24 protein-coding genes are annotated in these 22,458 nt (G+C 64.4%); 11 read left to right on the top strand and 13 right to left on the bottom strand.

The annotated features are described in order from the left end of the window. The first annotated feature begins 2 nt into the window (after positions 1-2). From B0T39_RS03345 to B0T39_RS03320, 6 genes are read left to right on the top strand one after another with little or no spacing between them, the layout of a single operon-like run. Positions 3-308: an urease subunit beta gene (locus B0T39_RS03345; protein ID WP_081544799.1), complete on the top strand. Its 306-nt coding sequence runs from the start codon at positions 3-5 to the stop codon at positions 306-308. Beyond that, positions 305-2,005, top strand: a complete 1,701-nt coding sequence (ureC, locus tag B0T39_RS03340) for an urease subunit alpha (protein ID WP_081544798.1) — start codon at positions 305-307, stop codon at positions 2,003-2,005. Before B0T39_RS03345 ends, ureC begins: the two co-directional genes overlap by 4 nt. Positions 2,006-2,014: 9 nt before the next feature. Continuing rightward, positions 2,015-2,509: an urease accessory protein UreE gene (gene ureE / locus B0T39_RS03335; protein ID WP_081544797.1), complete on the top strand. Its 495-nt coding sequence runs from the start codon at positions 2,015-2,017 to the stop codon at positions 2,507-2,509. Continuing rightward, positions 2,506-3,186, top strand: a complete 681-nt coding sequence (locus tag B0T39_RS03330) for an urease accessory protein UreF (RefSeq protein ID WP_081544796.1) — start codon at positions 2,506-2,508, stop codon at positions 3,184-3,186. Before ureE ends, B0T39_RS03330 begins: the two co-directional genes overlap by 4 nt. A 30-nt stretch (positions 3,187-3,216) precedes the next feature. Next, complete coding sequence (gene ureG, locus B0T39_RS03325) at positions 3,217-3,882, top strand: urease accessory protein UreG (protein WP_081544795.1); 666 nt, start codon at positions 3,217-3,219, stop codon at positions 3,880-3,882. Continuing rightward, positions 3,866-4,456 carry a HupE/UreJ family protein gene (locus tag B0T39_RS03320; RefSeq protein WP_081544794.1) on the top strand — a complete coding sequence of 197 codons (591 nt, stop codon included), beginning with the start codon at positions 3,866-3,868 and terminating at the stop codon, positions 4,454-4,456. The genes ureG and B0T39_RS03320 overlap by 17 nt, the downstream gene beginning before the upstream one ends. 98 nt (positions 4,457-4,554) lie before the next feature. Here B0T39_RS03320 and B0T39_RS03315 read toward each other — a convergent pair whose 3' ends face one another. Beyond that, positions 4,555-5,076 carry an AAA family ATPase gene (locus B0T39_RS03315; RefSeq protein ID WP_081544793.1) on the bottom strand — a complete coding sequence of 174 codons (522 nt, stop codon included), beginning with the start codon at positions 5,074-5,076 and terminating at the stop codon, positions 4,555-4,557. 222 nt (positions 5,077-5,298) lie between these two features. On the opposite strand from B0T39_RS03315, the gene B0T39_RS03310 reads away from it, so the two are divergent. Beyond that, complete coding sequence (locus tag B0T39_RS03310; protein WP_081544792.1) at positions 5,299-5,988, top strand: SOS response-associated peptidase; 690 nt, start codon at positions 5,299-5,301, stop codon at positions 5,986-5,988. 63 nt (positions 5,989-6,051) lie between these two features. Here B0T39_RS03310 and fumC read toward each other — a convergent pair whose 3' ends face one another. Continuing rightward, positions 6,052-7,431, bottom strand: a complete 1,380-nt coding sequence (fumC, locus tag B0T39_RS03305; protein ID WP_081544791.1) for a class II fumarate hydratase — start codon at positions 7,429-7,431, stop codon at positions 6,052-6,054. 327 nt (positions 7,432-7,758) lie between these two features. Here fumC and acnA point away from each other — a divergent pair, with 327 nt between their 5' ends. After that, positions 7,759-10,431: an aconitate hydratase AcnA gene (gene acnA, locus B0T39_RS03300; RefSeq protein WP_081544790.1), complete on the top strand. Its 2,673-nt coding sequence runs from the start codon at positions 7,759-7,761 to the stop codon at positions 10,429-10,431. A 76-nt stretch (positions 10,432-10,507) separates the two neighbouring features. On the opposite strand, the gene B0T39_RS03295 is transcribed toward acnA, so the two are convergent. Continuing rightward, positions 10,508-11,596, bottom strand: coding sequence for a polyamine ABC transporter substrate-binding protein (locus tag B0T39_RS03295; protein WP_081544789.1), 1,089 nt, complete (start codon positions 11,594-11,596; stop codon positions 10,508-10,510). 336 nt (positions 11,597-11,932) lie between these two features. Between B0T39_RS03295 and B0T39_RS03290 the strand changes: the two genes are divergently transcribed. Further along, on the top strand, positions 11,933-13,483 hold the full coding sequence (locus tag B0T39_RS03290) for an APC family permease (RefSeq protein WP_081544788.1): 1,551 nt from the start codon (positions 11,933-11,935) through the stop codon (positions 13,481-13,483). A gap of 72 nt (positions 13,484-13,555) precedes the next feature. Here the strand turns inward: B0T39_RS03290 and B0T39_RS03285 are convergent, their stop codons facing one another. The 9 genes from B0T39_RS03285 to B0T39_RS26095 form a co-directional block, all read right to left on the bottom strand. After that, on the bottom strand, positions 13,556-15,187 hold the full coding sequence (locus B0T39_RS03285) for a methyl-accepting chemotaxis protein (protein ID WP_081544787.1): 1,632 nt from the start codon (positions 15,185-15,187) through the stop codon (positions 13,556-13,558). 256 nt (positions 15,188-15,443) lie between these two features. Next, positions 15,444-16,226 carry a peptidylprolyl isomerase gene (locus B0T39_RS03280; RefSeq protein WP_081544786.1) on the bottom strand — a complete coding sequence of 261 codons (783 nt, stop codon included), beginning with the start codon at positions 16,224-16,226 and terminating at the stop codon, positions 15,444-15,446. A 26-nt stretch (positions 16,227-16,252) separates the two neighbouring features. Beyond that, entirely contained in the window at positions 16,253-17,041 is a 789-nt protein-coding gene (locus B0T39_RS03275; protein ID WP_081544785.1) for a peptidylprolyl isomerase, read from the bottom strand. 25 nt (positions 17,042-17,066) lie between these two features. After that, positions 17,067-17,333 (bottom strand): BolA family protein, encoded by a 267-nt coding sequence (locus tag B0T39_RS03270; protein WP_081544784.1) that lies wholly within the window; start codon positions 17,331-17,333, stop codon positions 17,067-17,069. Then, a complete protein-coding gene (locus B0T39_RS03265; RefSeq protein ID WP_081544783.1) occupies positions 17,330-17,632 on the bottom strand; it encodes a YciI family protein in 303 nt (100 codons plus the stop codon). The genes B0T39_RS03270 and B0T39_RS03265 overlap by 4 nt, the downstream gene beginning before the upstream one ends. Then, positions 17,632-18,165 (bottom strand): septation protein A, encoded by a 534-nt coding sequence (locus tag B0T39_RS03260; protein ID WP_081544782.1) that lies wholly within the window; start codon positions 18,163-18,165, stop codon positions 17,632-17,634. The genes B0T39_RS03265 and B0T39_RS03260 overlap by 1 nt, the downstream gene beginning before the upstream one ends. Positions 18,166-18,287: 122 nt before the next feature. Beyond that, positions 18,288-19,232 (bottom strand): SPFH domain-containing protein, encoded by a 945-nt coding sequence (locus B0T39_RS03255; protein WP_081544781.1) that lies wholly within the window; start codon positions 19,230-19,232, stop codon positions 18,288-18,290. 5 nt (positions 19,233-19,237) lie between these two features. After that, the gene (locus tag B0T39_RS03250; protein WP_081544780.1) at positions 19,238-19,672 is read right to left on the bottom strand and encodes an NfeD family protein; all 435 of its coding nucleotides are present in this window, start codon (positions 19,670-19,672) and stop codon (positions 19,238-19,240) included. Between the two features lie 147 nt (positions 19,673-19,819). After that, complete coding sequence (locus tag B0T39_RS26095; RefSeq protein WP_254894480.1) at positions 19,820-19,948, bottom strand: hypothetical protein; 129 nt, start codon at positions 19,946-19,948, stop codon at positions 19,820-19,822. 117 nt (positions 19,949-20,065) lie between these two features. Here B0T39_RS26095 and B0T39_RS03245 point away from each other — a divergent pair, with 117 nt between their 5' ends. Together B0T39_RS03245 and B0T39_RS03240 are read left to right on the top strand one after the other, a co-directional pair. Then, the gene (locus B0T39_RS03245; protein ID WP_081544779.1) at positions 20,066-20,653 is read left to right on the top strand and encodes an IMPACT family protein; all 588 of its coding nucleotides are present in this window, start codon (positions 20,066-20,068) and stop codon (positions 20,651-20,653) included. Between the two features lie 58 nt (positions 20,654-20,711). Then, entirely contained in the window at positions 20,712-21,641 is a 930-nt protein-coding gene (locus B0T39_RS03240; protein ID WP_081544778.1) for an exopolyphosphatase, read from the top strand. Positions 21,642-21,712: 71 nt separating this feature from the next. Here the strand turns inward: B0T39_RS03240 and B0T39_RS03235 are convergent, their stop codons facing one another. Beyond that, positions 21,713-22,381 carry an HAD family hydrolase gene (locus B0T39_RS03235; RefSeq protein WP_081544777.1) on the bottom strand — a complete coding sequence of 223 codons (669 nt, stop codon included), beginning with the start codon at positions 22,379-22,381 and terminating at the stop codon, positions 21,713-21,715. Positions 22,382-22,458 lie beyond the last annotated feature (77 nt).

Below are 22,458 nucleotides of genomic sequence, written 5' to 3'. Positions count from 1 at the left end.
CGATGATTCCGGGACAGATCCAGGCCGCCGAAGGCGAGATTGAGCTCAACGCCGGCCGCCGCACCCTGACGCTGACGGTGGCCAATACCGGCGACCGGCCTATCCAGGTGGGCTCGCACTATCACTTTGCCGAAACCAACGACGCCTTGCAGTTCGACCGCGCCGCCGCCCGCGGCTGCCGGCTGAACATCGCGGCCGGCACCGCGGTGCGCTTTGAACCGGGACAGACCCGCAGCGTGGAACTGGTGGAACTGGCCGGCCTGAGGCGGGTGTTCGGCTTTCAGGGCCGGGTAATGGGGGGCTTATGAAAATCAGCAGGCAGGCCTATGCCGAGATGTTCGGCCCCACCGTCGGGGACCGGGTGCGCTTGGCCGACACCGAATTGTGGGTGGAGGTGGAGCGCGACTACACCGTGTACGGCGAGGAGGTGAAGTTTGGCGGCGGCAAGGTGATCCGCGACGGCATGGGCCAGGGCCAGGGACTGGCGGCGGAGGTGGCCGACACCGTGCTGACCAATGCGCTCATCCTGGACCACTGGGGCATCGTCAAGGCCGACATCGGCCTCAAGGACGGCCGCATCGCCGCCATCGGCAAGGCCGGCAACCCGGATATTCAGCCCGGCGTCGACATCGTCATCGGCGCCGCTACTGAAATCATCGCCGCCGAAGGCATGATCGTCACCGCCGGCGGCATCGACAGCCACATTCATTTCATCTGCCCGCAGCAGATCGAAGAAGCCTTGATGTCCGGCGTCACCACCATGATAGGCGGCGGCACCGGGCCGGCCACCGGCAGCAACGCCACCACCTGCACGCCGGGGCCATGGCATCTGGCGCGGATGCTGGAAGCGGCGGAGGCCTTTCCGATGAACCTGGGCTTCACCGGCAAGGGCAACGCCAGCCTGCCGGAGCCGCTGCGGGAGCAAGTGCGCGCCGGCGCCATCGGCCTCAAGCTGCACGAAGACTGGGGGAGCACCCCGGCGGCGATAGACAACTGCCTGACGGTGGCGGACGAGATGGACGTGCAAGTGGCGATCCATACCGACACCCTGAACGAATCTGGTTTCGTCGAAGCCACGCTGGCCGCGTTCAAGGGCCGCGCCATCCACACCTATCACACCGAGGGTGCCGGCGGCGGCCACGCGCCGGACATCATAAAAGCCTGCGGCTACGCCAATGTGCTGCCCAGCTCCACCAACCCCACCCGGCCGTTCACCGTCAACACCATAGACGAGCACCTGGACATGTTGATGGTGTGTCATCACCTGGACCCGGGCATCGCGGAGGACGTGGCCTTCGCCGAAAGCCGCATCCGGCGCGAGACCATCGCCGCCGAGGACATCCTGCACGACCTGGGCGCCTTCGCGATGATGTCCTCGGACAGCCAGGCGATGGGGCGGGTGGGAGAAACCATACTGCGCTGCTGGCAGACCGCGGACAAGATGCTGCGCCAGCGCGGCCCCTTGCCGGGCGACGGCCCCGGCCACAGCAATTTCCGGGTCAAGCGCTACCTGGCCAAGTACACCATCAACCCGGCCCTGACCCACGGCATCGCCCATGAGGTGGGCAGCGTCGAAGCCGGCAAGCTGGCCGATCTGGTGCTGTGGCGGCCTGCCTTCTTCGCGGTCAAGCCCAGCCTGATCCTCAAGGGCGGCATGATCGCCGCCGCCGCGATGGGCGACCCCAACGCCAGCATTCCGACGCCGCAGCCGGTGCACTACCGGCCGATGTTCGGCAGCTGCGGCGCGGCGGTGGCGCGCGGGAGCGTCACCTTTGTCTCGCAGGCGGCGCTGCAGGCCGACATCGGCGCGGAATTGGGCCTGCGCAAGCGCTTGGTGGCGGTGCGAGGCTGCCGCCATCTGCGCAAGACGGACCTGATCCACAACGATTATCTGCCGCATATCGAGGTGGACCCGCAAAACTATCAGGTGCGCGCCGACGGCCAACTGCTGTGGTGCGAACCGGCCGAGCGCCTGCCGCTGGCGCAGCGCTATTTCTTGTTTTGAGAGGACGCCATGTTGCTGCTGACACGCCGCGCCGACGATGCGAGCGCCTGGGACGATGAGCTGCTGATGAGTTGCGAACTGCGAGGCAAGCGCCGGCTTCGCACCCGCAGCGCCGCCGGAGAAGACTGCGGTCTGTTCCTGGAACCGGGGCCGCCGCTGGTCGACGGCGAAGTGCTGCAGGCCGAGGATGGCCGCCGGGTGCGGGTAGTGGCCGCGCCGGAGGCCTTGCTGCATGTCAGTTGCGCCGACGCCATGGCCTTGACCCGCGCCGCCTACCACCTGGGCAACCGCCATGTGCATCTGCAAGTGGGCGAGGGCTGGCTGCGGCTGTTGGACGACGAGGTGCTGGCGCGGATGCTGGAGCAGATGGGCGCGCAGGTGCGAAAAATCGACGCGCCGTTCCAGCCGGAGTCCGGCGCTTACGGCGGCGGCCACCATCACTCCCACGGCAAGGAGGCGGCTTTCCAGTATCCGCCGCGGCTGCATCAGTACGGCGCGGCATGAGCGCGCTGGCGCGGTTGCAACTGCTGCGGCTGGCCAGCCCGGGCCTGCCTATCGGCGCTTATAGCTACTCGCAAGGGCTGGAGAGCGCGCTGGAATTGGGCCTGGTGTGTGACGCCGCCAGCGCCGCCGCCTGGTTGGGCGATGTGCTGCAAGGGCCGCTGGCCCGTTTCGAGGCCGCGCTGCTGGCTCAGGCCTGGCGCGCGCTGGCCGCCGACGATCAACCGACGCTGGCGCGGATCAACCTGCAATTGCTGGCCAGCCGAGACAGCCGCGAATTGAGGCAGGAAACCGTGCAGATGGGGTATTCGCTGCGCCGCTTGCTGCAAGCGCTGCCGGAGTGCGCCGCTTTGCCGTGGCCGGCCGGCCTGGAGCAGCCGGAGTTGGCGCTGCCGGCGGTTTGGGCGCAGGCGGCGCGCGCCTTGGGCGTGGACGAGGCCGGCGCGGTGGACGCGTATCTATGGGGCTGGCTGGAAAACCAGGTCACGGTTCTGCTCAAGGCGATGCCGATGGGGCAGACGGCCGGCCAGCAATTGTTGTCGGCGCTGTTGCCGGCCGTGGCCGCGGCCGGCGCGGAGGCGAGACGGATGCCGGCGGACCAACTGAGCAATTTCGCCCCTGGCCTCGCCTGGGCGGCGATGAAGCATGAAACCCAGTACAGCAGGCTGTTCCGGTCTTGAGCCGGCGGCCGCGATCTCAAGGAGAAAGCGATGAACACAACAGGACTCACCAAGGGCCGCGGGCCGTTGCGGGTGGGCATAGGCGGGCCGGTGGGCTCCGGCAAGACCCACCTGACCTGGGCGCTGTGCGCGGCGCTGCGCGATAAATACAATGTTGCCGCCGTGACCAACGACATCTACACCCAGGAAGACGCGCAATTCCTGGTCCAGCATCAAGCGCTGGAGGCGGACCGCATCATCGGAGTGGAAACCGGCGGCTGCCCGCACACCGCCATCCGCGAAGACGCGTCGATCAACCTGGAGGCGGTGGCGCGGCTGAACGCCCGCCATCCGGGCCTGGATCTCATCTTTATCGAAAGCGGCGGCGACAACCTGGCCGCCACTTTCAGCCCGGAGCTGTCGGATCTGACGCTGTACGTGATCGATGTGTCCGCCGGCGACAAGATTCCGCGCAAGGGCGGGCCGGGCATCTGCAAATCGGACCTGTTGGTGATCAACAAGATCGATCTGGCGCCGTTGGTGGGGGCCTCGCTGGACGTGATGGCGCGCGACGCCGGCCGCATGCGCGGTGAGCGGCCCTTCGTGTTCTCCAATCTCAAGCTTGGCCAGGGGCTGGCCGACATCATCGCCTTCGTCGAAACCCAGGGCATGCTGCAACTTGACGTCTCGGGAGCTGAAAATGACCATCTTGCGTAAACCTCTGTCGGCCGCGCTGGCGCTATTGCTGGCCAGCGGGCTGGCCCAGGCCCACCCCGGCCACGCCGTCGCCGGCTTTTCCAGCGGCCTGGCGCATCCGCTTGGCGGGTTGGACCACCTCTTGGCCATGTTGGCGGTGGGCTTGTGGTCGTGGCGGCTGGGCGGCGCGGCTCGCTGGCAAGGCCCGTTGACCTTCATGGCCTTGTTGGCCGTTGGCAGCGTCCTGGGCTGGCTGGGCGTGAGCGCGGCGGCGCTGGAAAGCGGCATCGCCGCCAGCGTGATTGCGCTGGGCCTGCTGCTGGCCTTCGCTTTGCAGCCGCGGCGCGGTCTGGCCTTGTCAGCCATTGCCGGCTTTGCTTTGCTGCACGGCATCGCTCATGGTCAGGAGATGCCGCACGACGCCTCCGGCCTGGCTTACGCCGCCGGTTTCGTGCTGGCTTCCGGCCTGTTGCACGCGGCCGGCTTGTTGTTGGGGCGAACGGAAGCGCATTTTGCGCTGGGCGAACGGCTGGGCCGCCTTGTCGGCGGCGGCATCGCCCTGTGCGGAGCGCTGATGCTGGGCGGCTGGGTCTAGCGGCGCGGCAAGGCGGGCGGCGGCGGGTAAGCGGCCATCTTGCCAATGAAAAAACGCCGGCTTGCCGGCGTTTTGCGCTGAGACGGCCAGAGGCCGGTTCAGACCTCCGCGTTGCTGTGGGCGACTACGTTGAAGCCTTCCTGAGGGCTGGGCGGCACGAAGTAGCGGGTGATGTGGTCGAATTCCGCCTCGCTGACGCTGAACGGGTGGGCGCCCTTGGCGTTGCGCTGACGCAGCCGCGCCTTGCAGGCTTCGTCGCTGACGTCCAGAAGATGCAACTCATGGGCGGCGCCGCTGGCGTCGATCAGCTCGCGCATCCAGCGGCGGCTTTCCAAGGTGTTGGCCGGCATGTCCAGCACCACGGACAGGCCTTGGCGCAGCAGGGCGGCGACGTGGGCGGTCAGCGCCTGTTTCAGCGACTGCGAGCGGCGCACGTAGTCGGTCATGGTGCGGATCTCGCCCGGGTAGAGCTGGGCTAGCCATTCGTCCTCGCTGATCAGGACGGTGCGAGCTTGTTTGGCCAGGTTGCGGGTTAAGGTGGACTTGCCTGCGGCGATTTTGCCGCAAACCAGATGCAGCGTCGCCGCGGCCGTGTCTTTGGATTGTTCATTGCTAGGCATGGCAGTCTCCTGGTGGTGGCTCATATGAAAAAACCCGCCGTGCGGGCGGGTTGCCGGGCTTCGTCTGGCCGCGCGCTAACCCGCCCCGAAACGGGCGTCAATCCAATCTTGGCTGGCATAGGGGACGAAACGGCGCATAGTGGGCTTATGGTCGCCGCTTGAGGCGGGCTTGTCAAACCGAGGAGGCGGGCCGGCCGCCGCAATATCCGGTAGACTGCGCCGATGTGCGTCAATTATCTATGCCCCCATCCCGATCAACTGCCGCTGTTCGGCGTGGAGGCCGGCGAGCTGGTTTGGCAGGAAGAAGCCTGGCAGGACTACGCCGCTCCCTTCGTCGTGGCCGGCCGCCAGGGCCTGGAACTGCGGCTGGGCAATTACGGGCTGGTGCCCAAGCGCCATCAACCGGACGGCATGCGGCTGTCCACCACCAACGCGCGCTCGGAAACCGTGGCCGAGCTGAAAAACTTCCGCTACCCGTGGCGGGCCGGCCAGCGTTGCCTGGTGCCGATGCGGGCCTTCTTCGAACCCTCGTATGAAACCGGCCGCGCGGTGCGCTGGCGAATCGGCCTGGCCGACGATGCGCCGTTCGCGGTGGCCGGGTTATGGCGGGCGTGGTCGGAGCCGGATGGCTCGATCAGTCACGCCTTCACTCAGTTGACGGTAAACGCCGAGGCGCACGCGCTGATGCGCCGCACCCACAAGCCGGAGGACGAAAAGCGTTCGCTGGTGATTGTGCGGCCGGAGGATTATCTAGCCTGGCTGACGGCGCGTCGCCCGGACGACGCGCATCGCTTGCTGCGTTTGTTTCCGGCGGAGGAGATGCGCGCGGAGGATGCGCCGCTGGCGCCGCGCCAGGGCGGGCCCAAGCCGACGCCGCAGCCGCTGCCGCGTACCTTGGGTTTGTTCGACTGAGCGACTACCGCCTGTTCATGCTCTTCGCCGCGAGCATCCGCGAGGAAGAGCGTGAACCGGTGTTTAGATCATCGCCTTCGGATCCACCCACTGATCAAACTGTTCCGCCGTCACATAGCCCAGCTCCAGCGCCGCCTGCTTGAGGGTGCCGCCGTTGGCGTGGGCCAGCTTGGCGATGGCGGCGGCCTTGTCGTAGCCAATGTGCGGATTGAGAGCAGTGACCAGCATCAGCGATTGCTCCAGCAATTGCTCGATGCGAGGGCGGTTTGCCTGCATGCCGCGCACGCAATGATGGTTGAGGCTGTCCATGCCGTCGGCGAGCAGGCGCACGCTTTGCTGGAAGTTGTGCGCGATCAGCGGCTTGAACACGTTCAGCTCGAAGTTGCCCGACGCCGCGCCGATGGACAAGGCCACATCGTTGCCCAGCACCTGGCAGCACAGCATGGTCATTGCCTCGCACTGGGTGGGGTTGACCTTGCCCGGCATGATGGAACTGCCCGGCTCGTTTTCCGGAATCAGCAGTTCGCCCAGGCCGCTGCGCGGACCGGACGCCAGCCAGCGGATGTCGTTGGCGATCTTGATCAAGGCGGTGGCCAGTTGCTTGAGCGCGCCGTGCGAGTGCACCAGCGCGTCGTGCCCGGCCAGCGCGGCGAATTTATTGCCGGCGCTGACAAAGGGCAGGCCGCAAGCGCGGTTGAGTTCGGCCGCCACGCGCGGGCCGAACTCCGGGTGGGTATTGAGGCCGGTGCCCACGGCGGTGCCCCCCACGGCCAGTTGGTAGAGGCCGGGCAACGCGGCGCGGACGGCGTGTTCCGCTTGCTCCAGCTGATCCACCCAACCGGACAACTCCTGCCCCAAGGTCAGGGGGGTGGCGTCCTGCAAGTGAGTGCGGCCGATCTTGACGATGTCGGCGAAGGCGGCCGTTTTGTCCAGCAGCGCGGCGCGCAGCCGGCTCAGCGCCGGCAGCAACCGGTCGTGTACCGCGCGCGCGGCGGCCACATGCATGGCGGTGGGATAGATGTCGTTGGAGGATTGGCCGCGGTTGACGTCGTCGTTGGGGTGGACGAGCCGGCCGGGGCCGCGCTCGCCGCCCAGCAGTTCCGAGGCGCGGTTGGCCAGCACCTCGTTCATGTTCATATTGGTTTGCGTGCCGGAGCCGGTTTGCCATACCGACAAGGGGAAGGCGTCCGGGTGTTTGCCGGCCAGCACTTCGTCGGCGGCGGCGACGACGGCGTCGGCCTTGTTCGCCGGCAGCTTGCCCAGCTCGCGGTTGGCCAGCGCGGCGGCGCGCTTGACCTGGGCCAGCGCCAGGATCAGTTCCGGCGGCATGGTTTCGTTGGAGATGGCGAAGTGGCCGAGCGAACGCTGGGTTTGCGCGCCCCACAGCGCATTGGCGGGGACTTCGATGTCGCCGAAGGAATCGTGTTCTATTCTGTGTGTCATGGCATGCCTTTCGCACGGGAATGAGGTTTCGATTGTATGCTAAATGCAAGTTAAGGGCTGAACCATTGACCTGTTTTAGGGTCTGAATACGAGGCGGAGCACCTCGGACAGGCCGCTTTTCGAGGTGCTCCCATCGTTTTCGTCTTTGAGAGCGTGTTTACGGTCTTGCGAGAAAGAGCGAGACAGGGCGAAAACAGCTGAGAAAGCGGAATGTACATGGGGTACATGAGCATTTCGAGGCTGTACTCGCCGCGTCAGATCTGACGAGTCGCATCAGATCGTAAACAGGTTCTTGGCTTGCATCTTGGCTTTCAACAGGAGTCCACCATGTCGCTTCGTTCCGAATCCACTTTGCGTTCCTTTACCCTGGCCTCGGGCCAGTCCTGTCAATTCCATTCGCTGCCGGCGCTGGCGGAGCTGGGCGTCGGCGATGTCGGCCGGCTGCCGGTGTCGCTGCGCATCGTGCTGGAGTCCTTGCTGCGCCATCTGGACGGCCAGCGCGTCAGCGAGGAGCATGTGCGCCAATTGGCCGGCTGGCGGCCGCAGGCGCCGCGCAGCGAGGAGATCCCCTTCGTGGTGGCGCGCATCGTGCTGCAGGATTTCACCGGGGTGCCGCTGCTGTGCGATCTGGCGGCGATGCGCTCGGTAGCCGAGCGCTTCGGCAAGCCACCCAAGCGCATCGAGCCGCTGGTGCCGGTGGACCTGGTGGTGGACCACTCGGTACAGGTCGACCACTTCCGCGAGAACAACGCTTTGGACCTTAACATGAAACTGGAATTCCGCCGCAACGCGGAGCGCTACCGTTTCATCAAATGGGGGATGCAGGCCTTTGACACCTTCAAGGTGGTGCCGCCGGGCATAGGCATTGTGCACCAAGTGAACCTGGAATATCTGGCGCGCGGGGTGTTGAGCAAGGATGGGGTGTATTACCCGGACAGCCTGGTGGGCACGGATTCGCACACCACCATGATCAACGGCCTGGGCGTGGTGGGCTGGGGCGTGGGCGGCATCGAGGCGGAGGCCGGCATGCTGGGTCAGCCGGTGTATTTCCTGACGCCGGACGTGGTGGGCGTGCATTTGAAAGGCAGGCTGCGCGAGGGCGTGACCGCCACCGACTTGGTGCTGACCGTGACCGAGCTGCTGCGCAAGGCGCAGGTGGTGGGCAAGTTCGTGGAATTCTACGGCGCCGGCGCGGCCTCGCTGACCTTGCAGGACCGGGCCACGCTGGCGAATATGGCGCCGGAGTACGGCGCCACCATGGGCTTCTTCCCGCCGGACGAGCAGACCGCAACCTATCTGACCGCCACCGGACGCAGCGAAGCGGAGGTGGACGCGTTCCGTCGCTATTTCCAGGCGCAGCAGATGTTCGGCATGCCGCAAGAGGGCGACATCGATTACAGCAGCGTGCTGGAACTGGACCTGGCCACGGTGGCGCCCAGCGTGGCCGGGCCACGTCGTCCGCAGGACCGCATCGCCTTGCCGGAGCTGAAGCAGCGTTTCACTGAGCTCTTGCATCAGCCGGCCAAGGCCGGCGGCTACGGCAAGAACGAGGCCGGCGGTTTCAGCGGCAAGCTGCGCCACGGCTCAGTGCTGATCGCGGCGATCACCTCCTGCACCAACACCTCCAACCCAGGGGTGATGCTGGCCGCCGGCCTGCTGGCGCAGAAGGCGGCGGCGCGAGGGCTGAGCGTGGCCGGCCATATCAAGACTTCGCTGGCGCCCGGCTCGCGGGTGGTGACGGACTACCTGGGCAAGGCGCATTTGCTGGCGCCGCTGGAGCAACTGGGTTTCCGCGTGGCCGCCTACGGCTGCACCACTTGCATCGGCAACGCCGGCCCGCTGGAGCCGGAGTTGGAGAACGAGGTCAGCGGCCAGGATTTGATCTGCGCGTCGGTCTTGTCCGGCAACCGCAACTTCGAGGCGCGCATCCATCCGGCGATCAAGGCCAACTTTCTGATGAGCCCGCCGCTGGTGGTGGCCTTCGCCATCGCCGGCCGGGTGGATATCGATCTGGAGCATGAACCGCTGGGCGTTGGCGTGGATGGCAAGCCGGTGTATCTGCGCGATGTCTGGCCCAGCCAGCAGGAAGTGGGCGAGGCTTTGCTGCAAGCTACGGACGCGGCCACTTACCGCCGGCTGTACCAGGATTTCGCCAGCGGCAACCCCTTGTGGAACGATATCGCCGCCAGCGTGGGCGAGGTCTACGGTTGGGAGCCGTCCAGCTATATCGCGGAGCCGCCGTTCTTCCAGGATTTCGCGATGCAGCCCACGGCGCAGCCGCCCATCCGCGGCGCGCGCGCCTTGGCGATCTTCGGCGATTCGGTGACCACCGACCACATCAGCCCGGCCGGCTCGATCAAGCCCAGCTCGCCGGCCGGCCTCTATCTGCAGGCGCAGGGCATCACGCCCGGCGATTTCAACAGTTACGGCTCGCGGCGCGGCCATCACGAGGTGATGATGCGCGGCACTTTCGCCAATGTGCGCATCCGCAACCTGATGCTGGCGCCGGATGCGGACGGCAAGCCGGTGGAGGGTGGCCTGACCCTGCTGCAGCCGGACGGCGAGCAGATGTCGATTTACGACGCGGCGATGGCCTATGTGCGCGCCGGCACGCCGACGCTGATTTTCGCCGGCGAGGAGTACGGCACCGGTTCCAGCCGCGACTGGGCGGCCAAGGGCACGCGCTTGCTGGGCGTGCGCGCGGTGGTGGCCAAGAGCTTCGAACGCATTCACCGTTCCAATCTGGTGGGCATGGGAGTGTTGCCGCTGCAGTTCCTGGACGGCGACAGCGCCGCCGGTCTCAAGGGCGACGAAACCTTTGAGCTGCGCGGGCTGGAGGAGGGCATCGCGCCGCAGCAGCGGGTGCGCCTGCTGATCCGCGACGCCGCCGGAGGCGAACGCGAACTGCCCTTGCTGCTGCGTATCGATACGCCGGTGGAGGTGGATTACTACCAACATGGCGGCATTCTGCCTTACGTGCTGAGGCAGTTGCTGGCCTGAGCGTCGTATTTTGAACGGCGCTTAATGAACAACAGCCGCTTTGAGCGGCTGTTGTTCATTGGCGGAGCAGCGGGATTCAGCTGCGGCCCAGCTTGAAGTTCTGCCACAGCCGGCCGTAGATGCGCAGGGTGTCCTGGCCGACGCTGCGCTGGATGAAGCTGTTTTTCAGGTCTTCGGCATTAGGGAAGATCGAGCGCTCATTCAGGTATTGTTTGCCGACGAATTGCCGCGCCGGCAGGCTGCCGGGGGCGAAGGTCACGGTATTGGCGTTGTCCGCGGCGATCTTGGGGTCCAGGCTGTAATTGATGAAGGCCAGCGCGTTGGCCACATTCTTGGCGTCCTTGGGAATGGTCATGCTGTCCACCCAGATCGCCACGCCCTGTTTGGGCATCAGCGGCAGCACCTTGACGCCGTTCTTGGAATCCGCCGCGCGGCGTTTGGCGATGTTGAGGTCGCCGCCGTAGCCCATGGCCAGACAGACTTCGCCACTGGCCATGTCGTTGATGTAGCCGGAGGAGGAGAAGCGGGTGACGCTGGCGCGGATGGCGTTGAGCTGCGGCATGATGGCGCGGTAATCGGCTTCCTTGGTGCTGCCCGGGTCCTTGCCGAAGTAGTGCAGTGCCATCGGGAAGAATTCGGACGGGGAGTCCAGAATGCTGACGCCGCAGGATTTGAGCTTGGACACGTATTCCGGTTTGAACAGCAGGTCCCACTCATTGGCCGGCAATTTGCCGCCCAGCGCCTTTTTCACTTTTTCCTCATTGATGCCCAGGGTGATCACGCCCCAGAAATACGGCACCGCGTATTTGTTGCCCGGGTCCGACACTTCCATCATTTTCAGCAGCGCCGGATCTATGTTCTTGTAATTGGGAAGCTTGCTCTTGTCCAGCGGCTGAAACAGGCCGGCCTTGATGCCCAGGCCTAGCACATTGTTGGACGGCACCACCAGGTCGAAACCGGAGCGACCGGTCATCAGCTTGGCGTTGAGGGTTTCCATGCTGTCGTAGACGTTGTAATTGACCTTGATGCCGGTTTGCTTGCTGAAGGCCGGCACGGTGGTGGGGGCGATGTAGTCGGACCAGTTGTAGACGTTGACGGTATTGGCCTGAGCGAGGCCGGCGCCGGTCAGGCCGAGCGCGAGCAGGCCGTGCTTCCAAGTGTTCATGCTCTCTTCCTTCTCTCTCTTTGCGTGGTTCTTGCGATGCGTGTGGCCGGTGGGCCCGGCTCTAGCGCAAGACGCCGGCGCGGGCCGAATCTTGCCGAGCCAGCATATCGCCCCAAGCGGGTGGCGTCTATTATTTTTGCCATTTGATGTTTTTGTGTTAATTATCTGCGTACTCCATGCAACCCCGCCTGACGCGCGCGGTCCTGCCATAAGCGGGGCCGGCCGGCGGACACGGTGGGACGCGCGCATTCGCGTTGGTGCTTGAGCGCCGACGCGGACAAAGATAACAAGGCGAGGGCCGACGTTGCGACGCGGTCCCGACAAAGGAGATGCACCATGCGTAATGTTGACAACGCGCTGCCGGCCCCGGACGGGGGTGGCTTGAGCGCCAAGGGTTTGCCCGCCGGCTCCATCGGCATTCTCGGGCTGGTGGTGATTGGGATTTCCGTATGCGCGCCGGCGTACACGCTGACCGCGTCCCTGGGGCCGGCAGCCACCCAGGTGGGCAAGCAGATGCCGGCAGTGTTTTTCGTCAGCTTCATTCCCATGCTGTTGGTGGCCATAGGCTACCGCGAGCTGAACCGCGAGATGCCGGACGCCGGGACGTCCTTCACCTGGGCCACGCGGGCCTTTGGGCCATGGATAGGCTGGATCGCCGGCTGGGGGCTGGTGGTGTCCACGGTGCTGGTGCTGTCCAACACCGCCGCGGTGGCGGTGGACTTCATGTATCTGGCGCTGGGCCAGGCCTTGGCGCGGGCGGACATTGCGGCGCTGCCTGACGACGCGGTGGTGAACATCGCCTCCTGCCTCAGCTTCATGGCGGTGGCCACCTGGATTTCCTGTCGCGGTCTGCAATCCACCAAGCGGGTGCAATATGTGTTGGTGTCGTTTCAGGTGTTGGTGCTGGCCTGGTTCGCTTGGGCGGCGTTCAGCGCCGCCGCCGACGGCGGCCATCCGTATTCCATACCGGTGGAGTGGAGCTGGTTCAATCCCTTCGCGGTGGAGAGCTTTTCCCAATTCGCCGCCGGGGTGGCGGTGTCCATCTTCGCCTATTGGGGCTGGGACACGGTAGTGACCATCAGCGAGGAAACCACGGGCGACAAACGCGCCAATCTGTCCGGCAAGGCCGCCACGCTGGTGATGGTGCTGCTGGTGGGCTCTTACGTGCTGATCAGCGCGGCGGTAGTGTCTTTCGCCGGCGTGGGCACCGACGCCACGGGTCTAGCCAACCCGGCCATCGCGGCCAATGTGTTCACCGCGCTGGCCGGGCCGGTGATGGGGCCGGCGGCCATCTTGCTGTCGCTGGCGGTGATGTCCAGCTCCGCCGCGTCCTTGCAATCCACCTTTATGTCGCCGGCGCGCACCATGCTGGCGATGGGCCATTATCAAGCTCTGCCGGCCAAGTACGCGGTGGTGGAGTCCCGCTTCAAGGCGCCGGCTTACGCCACCGTGGTGTCCGCGCTGGTGGCCTCTGTGTTTTACGCGGTGATGCGGGTGGTCAGCGAGAACGTACTGTCCGATACCATTACCGCTCTGGGCATGATGGTGTGCTTCTATTACGGCCTGACGGCCTTTGCCTGCGTCTGGTATTTCCGCAAACAGGCGCTGACTTCGGCGCGCCATTTCCTGTTGCGCGGCCTGTGCCCGGGCTTGGGCGGCATCCTGCTGTTCGTCGCGCTGATCCGCACCACGTTAGACAGCATGGACCCGGCCTTCGGCAGCGGCTCTCATATCGGCGGCCTGGGCCTGGTGTTCATTCTGGGCGTGACGGTGGCGCTGGCGGGCTTGCTGGTCATGTTGTACATGTGTCGTCAATATCCGGCCTTCTTCCGCGGCGAGGTGTTGAAGAAGGGCACGCCGGTATTCAGCTTCGACGAAAAAATCTGAGCGCCGGTTTCGAGCGCGAGCAAATGAAAAAGCCGCCCGGAAGGGCGGCTTCGACATGGTTGGTGAGATGGTTCAGATGCGGAAGAAGCGCACCGCTTGATGCAAACGCTGGGCAATGTCGGACATGGAGTGAGAGCTGTCCGCCACATTGCTGACGATGGCGGTGTTTTCCTCGGCCATCTGCGCCACTTTTTCCATATTCTGCGCGATCTCGGTGCTGGCCAGCTTCTGCTCCTGCACGGCGCTGACGATGGTGCCGGTGCTGTCGGTGGACTTGGCCACCGCTTGTTCGCCCTCCTGCAAGGCGTTCTCCACGGTGGAGACAAAGGCCTGGCTGCTGCTTAGCGAAGCAAGGCTGCTGGTGATGGCGTCTTCCAGCTCCACCGACTGGGTGCCCAGCACGTGAGTGACCTGGTCGATTTCCTTGGCGGATTCCGCCGAGCGCTCGGCCAGTACGCGCACTTCGTCGGCCACCACGGCGAAGCCGCGGCCCAGTTCGCCGGCGCGGGCGGCTTCGATGGCGGCGTTGAGCGCTAGCAAGTTAGTTTGGTCGGCGATGTCGCGCACCTGGCTGGTCATGCTGGTGATCTTGCGGGTGTTGGCGACGAAGTTCTTCACCGCTTCGGCAATGCCGTTGACGGCTTTCTCGACATTGTTGACTTCCTTGATCAGCAAGCTGAGTTGGGCGGTGCCGTTCTTGGCGGTGACCAGGCTGGTTTGCGCGTGTTCGCGCACTTCCTGGGCGGCCTCGGCCACGTGGCTGATGCTGACGGTCAGTTCCTCCACCGCGGCGGCGGAACTGGCGGCGGCCTGGCTTTGCTGGTGGGAGGCGGTCAACACTTGCTCGGCGGATTCGGACAACTGGCTGGCCACGCTATTGGCTTCTTCCGCACCTTGCTGGACGTTGCCGATGGCTTGCACCAGTTGTTTACGCATATCGGCCAGCGCCGCGATGACCTGGGCGGGCTCGTCTTTGCCGTCCGGCGTCAACTCGATGCGCAGATTGCCGGCGGCCACTTCGCGAGCGGCCTCCACCGCGCTGTTCAGCGGGCGGGTGATGGAGCGGGTCAGCAGCCAGCCTATCAGCGCGGCCGCGGCCAGGCAGATGGCGGTGATGGTTAGCGCGGTGGCGCGCACGGCGGTGGCGCTGGCCTCTGCTTCCTTGCGGCTGTCTTGGGCGCGGTCGGCCAGCGCCTTGCTGAGGGCTTCCACCTTTTGTTCCAACTGGTGGATCAGCGGGCGGTGCTCCCCAACCATGAAGGCTTCTGCCTCCTTGTTCTGGTTGGCCATCGCCAGCGCCATCAACTTTTTAGTGGGCGCGTCCAGCGCTTCCTGGGCCTGGCCCACGTCTTTGAGCAGGGCGGCGGTGGCCGGTATTGGCGGAAACTTGGTGAAGTGGTCTTCCAGCGCCTTTTCCGCGTTGTTGAAGGCCTTGATGGTTTGGTCGGTCTGCGCCTTGATCTCGGCCATCTTGGCCGGGTCGGTTTCAATGATCAGATCGCGAGCGCCGATGCGTTGCTGCTGCAGGTGGTGGTCCAGTTGAGCGACTATCAGCAAGGATTCCAGCCGGTTGTCGGTAATGTCCTCCATGCCGTCGCTGATGGAGGAGAGTCCGTTGAGCATGACCACACTCATGATCAGCACCAGGGCGATCAGCGCGCCGAAGGCGAGGGCGAGTCTTTGTCCAATGCGCAGGTTTTTCATCAGTTTGTCCCGTGGTGACTTTATTGTGGTGCTTCCAATTTAATATATTTATGAAGTGATCAAAAAGTGAATAATTACTTATAGGACAGCGGATAAAACTTTTGGAGACGTTTTTGCGATCTTGCGGAAAAACCATGGGCATGAGGCGGTGCGACGGCAAGGCGGGCAGGGGCGCGGCCTGGCGGCGTCGCTTATGCGAGAGGTATGAAAAAAGCGGACCGGGGTCCGCTTGGTCTGCTTTGCCGCGGCGCGCGGCTTACTTCTGGATTTGCGCCTTGGCTTTGAGCTCGGCGATCAGCTTTTCCACGCGGCCGCCCATGATGCGCTGGGTCAGTTGCGGGCGGATGTCGTCCAGCGCCGGCACATTGCGTTGCACGCGGGCGTCGTCCAGCTTGATCACGTGCCAGCCGAACTCGGTTTTCACCGGTTTGGCGGTCACTTCGCCCTTGGACAGCTTGGTCATGGCTTCGGAGAACGGCGCTACGAAGGAGCCGGCTTCCTGCCAGTCCAGATCGCCGCCCTTGTCCTTGCTGCCCGGATCCTGGGACTTCTCCTTGGCAAGCTTGTCGAAGGACTTGCCTTTCTTCAGCGCGTCGATCACCGCCTTGGCTTCGGCTTCGGTTTTCACCAGGATATGGCGAGCGTGGTATTGCTTGGTTTCCGGCACGCTGGCCACCAGCTTGTCGTATTCGGCTTTCAGGTCGGCGTCGCTGACCGGGTTGGACTTTTCATAGTCCTTGATCAGGCGGTTGGCCAGCGCCATTGCTTGCATATTGGCCAGTTCGGCGGCGAATTCCGGCGACTTGTCCAGACCCTTCTTCACGGCTTCCTGGCGCAGCACTTCGGCGGTGACCAGTTGATCCTTGACCATGTCGCGCGCTTGCGGGTTGGCCGGCTGGCCCTGGGCTTCCATCATCTTGACCACGGCGTCGATGCGGGCGTCGGAGATGGCCTGGCCGTTGACGACCGGGCCGGCAACCACGATGGCGCTGCCGGCGAAGGCGGCGACGAGGGCGCTGGTCAGCAGGAGTTTACGCATATTCTTAGGTGTCCTGAAGGTTTGGTTTATTGGATCTTGGCCTTGGCGCGCAGGTCTTCCACTGCCTTGGCGATGGCTTCTTCTTGCAGTTGGCGGCCGATTTGCGGCTTGGCCTCATCCAGCGACGGAAGCTTGGCGTCACGAATGTCTTCCACCTTGAACACGTGCCAGCCCAGCGGGGACTGGTACGGCTTGCTGCTGGTCTGGCCTTTGCGGATGTCTTTCAGCGCGGCGGCCAGCGGCGGGTCCATGCGGTTGAGGTTGCCCCAGCCCATTTCGCCGTTGCTTTGCTTGGCGTTGGGGTCGATGGAGCGGGTTTTCACCAGTTCGTCGAACTTGGCGCCTTTTTTCAGATCGGCGATCGCTTTTTGCGCGTCGGCCTCGCTCTTCAGCGTGATCTGGCGCGCGTGGATCTCCTTGCTGCCGGCCTGTTGGGCGGCGAGTTTGTCGTAGACGCTCTTGATCTGGGTCTCGCTCACCGGCGCTTGTTTGGCGATGTCGGCGAACAGCGCTTCGCGCAGCATTTCATTGCGGATGTCGTCCAGGCGCTGGGTGAACAGCGGCTGCTTGTCCAGCTGGCGCTTGCGGGCTTCCTGCAGGATGACTTCGCGGGTGATCAGCGATGTTTTCAACTGCTCGCGCAATTCCGGGTTGTCCTGGGCCTTGCCGCCGCTGCTTTGCACGATGTTGGCGACTGCGGCGTCCAGTTCTTTCTTGTCGATGGCTGCGCCGTTGACCACGGCGATGGATTCCGCGGCGGCGGGCAGGGCGATGGTGGCGGCCAGCACGACGGCGGCGATGCGGGAAAGCTTCATGGGGTACCCCTTGGATGGAATCAAGTCAGATTTCTTCAGGCGTGAACGCTCTGATGGCCAGAGCGTGCACCTTGGTTTGCATCAAGTCGCCCAGCGTTTCGTAGATCAGCCGGTGGCGATGCACGCGGCTCAGCCCCTGAAAACGGGCGCTGACGATGGTTAGCGTGTAATGCCCGCCGCCGTCGCGCGCGCCGGCGTGGCCGGCGTGCAGCGCGCTGTCGTCCTGAATGTCCAGGTGTTCCGGCGTTAAGGCTTGCAAGGCGGCGCTGAGGAGTTCAACCGTGGCGCTCATTGCGGAAACACCTTGAGGAAGGGTTTGACGCTGACGCCGGCGTAGACGCCGGCCGCCACGTAGGGATCCGCGTCGGCCCAGGCCTGGGCGGCGTCCAGCGATTCGAACTCGGCGACGATCAGGCTGCCGCTGAAACCGGCGGGGCCGGGGCTGACGCTGTCGATGGCGGGACAGGGGCCGGCCAGCACTAGGCGGCCGGCGTCCTGCAGCGCCTGCAAGCGGGCCAGATGGGCCGGGCGGGCCTCCAGCCGGCGCGGCAGCGAATCTTCATGATCTTGGCCGATGATGGCGTAAAGCATTATTTCTTTTCCTCAATGTATTTGGAGAGGAACAGGCTTTGGGCGATGACGAAGCCGAGCATCAGGCCCAGGCCGCCAAACAGTTTGAAATTGACCCATACGTCTTCGCTGAAGCGATAGGCGACGAATAGATTGAGCGCGCCCATGAAGGCGAAGAAGCCCACCCAGGCCCAGGTCAGCTTGCGCCATACCGGCGCCGGGAGCTGCAACTGTTGGCCCATCATCAGCTTCAGGCCGTTTTTGCCCAGGAAGTCGCTGATCAGCAGGCCGGCGCCCATCACCCAGTACAGCACGGTGGGCTTCCACATGATGAAGTGCTTGTCGTGCAGCAGCAGGGTGGCGCCGCCCAGCACCACGATCAGGCCCAGGCTGACCCACTGCATGGTGTCTACCTTGCGGTGGCGCAGCCAGGCCCAGCCCACCAGCAAGGTGGTGGCGACGATGGCGACGCCGGTGGCGATGAACATGTCGCGGCTCAGCCAGTAAGTGGCGAAGAACAGGACGACGGGAAATAGATCAGTGAAGAATTTCATGCGCACGATTATGGGGGCGGCCCGGCGGATATTCAAGCCGGGCAAGGGTTGAAGAGTTCAATGTGAAACGGAGGCTCGCCCGGCGTTCGCGCGCGGGGCGAGCCTGTTGCAAGGCAGCGCCTTCAGCGCTGGGTCTGCTTGACCACGCTCATCGCGCTGGCTACCAGCGAGCTTACGTCGGCCACGTTGGCCGGCAGGATGATGGTGTTGTTTTCCTTGGCCAGCTTGCCGAAGGCGGCTACGTATTGCTCGGCCACTTTCAGGTTGACCGCTTCCAGGCCGCCCTCGGTGTGGATGGAGCTGGCCACGCGCTTGATCGCGTCGGCGGTGGCGTCCGCCACCAGGCGCAGCGCTTCGGCCTCGCCCAGCGCTTTGTTGATGGCGGCCTGTTTGTCGCCCTCGGAGTTGTTGATGGTGGCTTGCATCTCGCCCTGGGATTTTTGGATCGCGGCCTCGCGCGCGCCGTTGGCCAGGTTGATCTGCTCCATTTTTAAGCCCTCGGACTGGGCAATGCGCGCGCGCTTTTCCCGTTCCGCGGTGATTTGCGCCTGCATCGCATGCAGGATGTCCTGCGGCGGCACCAGGTCCTTGATCTCATAGCGCAGCACTTTGACGCCCCAGTTGATCGCGGCCTCGTCCAGAGCGGCCACCACGGTCTGGTTGATCTCGTCGCGTTCCTCGAAGGTCTTGTCCAGTTCCATCTTGCCGATCACCGAGCGCAGCGTGGTTTGCGACAGCTGGGTGATGGCGATGATGAAATTGCTGGTGCCGTAGGAGGCGCGCTGGGCGTCGGTCACCTGAAAGTAGAGAATGCCGTCCACTTTCAGCTGAGTGTTGTCGCGGGTGATGCAGACCTGGCTGGGCACGTCCAGCGGCACTTCCTTCAGGCTGTGCTTGTAGGCGATGCGGTCGATGAAGGGAATGATGATGTTGAGGCCGGGCGCGAGGGTGCCGTGATAGCGGCCGAGGCGTTCGACGATGAAGGCGTTCTGTTGCGGCACCACCGCCAGCGATTTGAACACGAAGACGATGACGGCGGCGAGCAGGATCAGGGGCAGGAGTTCCATGGGTCTTATTGTTCCGGTTGGGTTGAACTGATTTTGAGCAGATTGCCGTCGCGGCCGACGATGTAGGCGGTGGCGCCGTCTTCCAGCGCGGCGCCGTCGACGGGAGACGCGTCCCAGGCCGCGCCGCGGTATTGCACGCGGACATGGCCGGCGGGGGAGGCGTGGAGGATTTGCACCGGCTGGCCCAGGTCCGGGTCGTCGGCCTGCGGCTGGGCGGGGAGGGACGGATGCCGGCGTTTGTAGCCGTATACCAGCGCTACGCCGGCTACACCGGCGATGCTGGCGATCACGTATTGGCTGGCTTCGGGCGCGCCCAACCAGGCGGAGGCGCCGCCGCACAACATGGCGACGGCGACGACCAGCAGGTAAAAGGTGCCGGAGTAGAACTCGGCGATCAGCGCGATCAGCGCGCTGGCAATCCAGATGGCGGTTAGCGGCAAAACAATGCCCTTGTCAAATTGAAGCGCTCATTTTCATGCCATCGCCGCGGAATGACAAGCGAGCGGGCGTCGACCGTCAAAAAAACAGGCGAACGCCTAGAACCGGTTTACGGCCTCGCTCTTGCTCGCGAGACCCTGAACCGGTTCTCAGACATGATCCTTGTCCGGCAGATAATGGGACAGGCGAGCCTCTTCCTCATCATCCAGCCAGAATTTGTCCAGCATGACCCAGATTACGGCAAGCAGCGATGCAAGCACGACGAGCAGGATGATCATGGCTTTGGCTCCTTTAAGGTGAACAAGGCGCATTCCCGTTTTCATTGTAGTGCTTGCCCCGGTGCTTTGCCGGCGATAGGGGTACAATCCACCCCTTCAGACAGCCAGAGGGATGGAATGTTCCATTTGCAAGCGTTGGCGCAGGCCGAGGTTGAAATCAAGAAGAGCCGTTTCATCGGCATCGTGCAAGCGGTGAGCAGCCGGGAGGAGGCGCTGGCCCGGCTGGCGGAGATTCGCGCCCAATGGCCGGACGCGCGTCATTACTGCGCGGTGCTGCTGTGCGGCGCGGACTCCATGCTGGACGACGACGGCGAACCTTCCGGCACCGCGGCGCGGCCAATGTACAACGTGCTTAGGCACAAGGACGTCTGCGATGTGCTGGCGGTGGTGGTGCGTTATTTCGGCGGAATTAAATTGGGTGCGGGCGGCTTGGTCAGAGCCTACACTCAAGCTGTTAACGCCGCGATGGACGCGGCCTGCCTGGTGGCGGTGGTGCCGCGCGGAGATTACGAGGCGACGGTGGATTTCGCCGGCGAGGCGCGGCTGCGCCATTTATGCCAGGAACTGGGGGTGCCGGTGTCGGCCCCCTGTTACGGCGAGCGGGTGAGCTTGAGGCTGAGCTTGCCCCTTGCCGAGGCGGAGGCCCTGTTGGCGGCGTTGACGGACGGGATGGCCGGCGCGCTGGAGGTGTCGCCGGCCGACTGAGGCGCCGTACGGCGCGGGCGGGGCCGCGCCGGCCCTTTACGCTGGAGAGAGGGAACTCATGTCGCAACAGCAATATCGCCTGGTGACGCGCAGCGATTTCGACGGACTGGTGTGCGCGGTGCTGCTCAACGAGCTGAATCTGATCAACGAGATCAAGTTTGCCCACCCCAAGGACATGCAGGACGGCAAGGTGGAGATCACCGAGAACGACATCACCACCAACCTGCCGTACTTGGCGGCGGCGCATCTGGTCGTCGATCACCATCTTTCCGAAACCCTGCGCAACTCCAGCGCGGACAATTACGTGATAGACCCCAAGGCGCCGTCGGCGGCGCGGGTGGTGTACAACCATTTCGGCGGCAAGCAGGCGTTTCCCAAGATCAGCGACGAAATGATGGAGGCGGTGGACAAGGCCGATTCCGCGCAGTACTCCTTGCAGGAAGTGCTGCACCCCTCTGGCTGGGTGCTGCTCAATTACCTGATGGACGCGCGCACGGGCCTGGGACGCTTCAAGGAGTTCCGCATCAGCAATTATCAGCTGATGCTGGACTTGATCCGTTATTGCCGCGATCACAGCATCGATCAGATTCTGGCCCTGCCGGACGTGCAGGAGCGCGTGGAGTTGTACGCCAAACACGAGGCGCTGGCCAAGGAGCAGATCCGGCGCTGTTCCCGCGTCTATGGCAACCTGGTGGTGTTGAATCTGCTGCATGAAGATGTGATTCACCCGACCAACCGCTTCATGATTTACGCGCTGTTCCCGGACTGCAACATCTCCATTCATCAGCTATGGGGCGTCAATCGCCAGAACACGGTGTTCGCGGTGGGCAAGTCCATCATTAACCGCAGCTCGCGCACCAATGTCGGCGCGCTGATGCTGCAGTACGGCGGAGGCGGTCACGAGGCGGCCGGCACTTGCCAGGTGGGCAATGACCAGGCTGATGACGTGCGCGACGAGCTGGTCGCGCGCATCCGCGGTCACGGCTGAGAAAACAGGCTCTAGAACCCATTAACGATCTCGCGGGCCAGCGCGAGGCCGCGCAAGATCGTGAACAGGCGCTAAACGTCGGCCAACTGTCGCAGCACGTCCAGGGCCTGATGCAGGTCCTGGCACACCGCCAGCGCGTGATGGGTCTGGTCCGCCGGCGGGGTGACCAGGTCCGGCACCAGAATCACGCGCATGCCGGCGGCAACGCCGGCATGCAGGCCGTAGATCGAGTCCTCAAGCACTACGCAGCGCAGGGGGTCGACGCCTAGCTTGCGCGCGGCGGCCAGGTAGACGTCCGGCGCCGGCTTGGTGTGGGCCACTTCGTCGCCGGCCACCACGGTGTCGAAATAACGCGAGAGCCCGGTGCGGCCCAGCTTGATGTCCGCCAGTTGGCGCTGGGTGGACGTGGCCACCGCGCGCGGCAGGCCCTGCGCGAGCGCCCAGTTCAACAGTGCCTCGATGCCGCGCTTCAGCGGAATCTCTTCATGCTCCAGCATCTGCCAGTAATGCCTGCGGCCCACGTTCTGCAGCGCGACGGCGTCCTCTTGGCTGCCCAGCCTTTCGCTGAGGAATTCGGTGCAGCGGCGCATGGACAGGCCCACCATGTCCAGCAGCAGCTGATCGCTGAGCGTCATGTCCAGTTCATCGGCGGCGCGGCGCCAGGACTCCATGGAAATTCTTTCGGTGTCTATCATCAAACCATCCATGTCGAACAGAATGGCGTCATAGTTTTGCGGCATGCGGGCTCCTTTTCCGGGCTTCGACCTTACCCCGATAGCCCGGCTGCGGCAAGCGCTCCCCCTCTGGTATAGTGTGC

The sequence above is a fragment of the Chromobacterium haemolyticum genome (genome assembly GCF_002081825.1).
GTDB lineage: Bacteria > Pseudomonadota > Gammaproteobacteria > Burkholderiales > Chromobacteriaceae > Chromobacterium > Chromobacterium fluminis.
The sequence above is the reverse complement of the archived record's forward strand: the minus strand, read 5'-3'. Positions and strand labels throughout refer to the sequence as shown.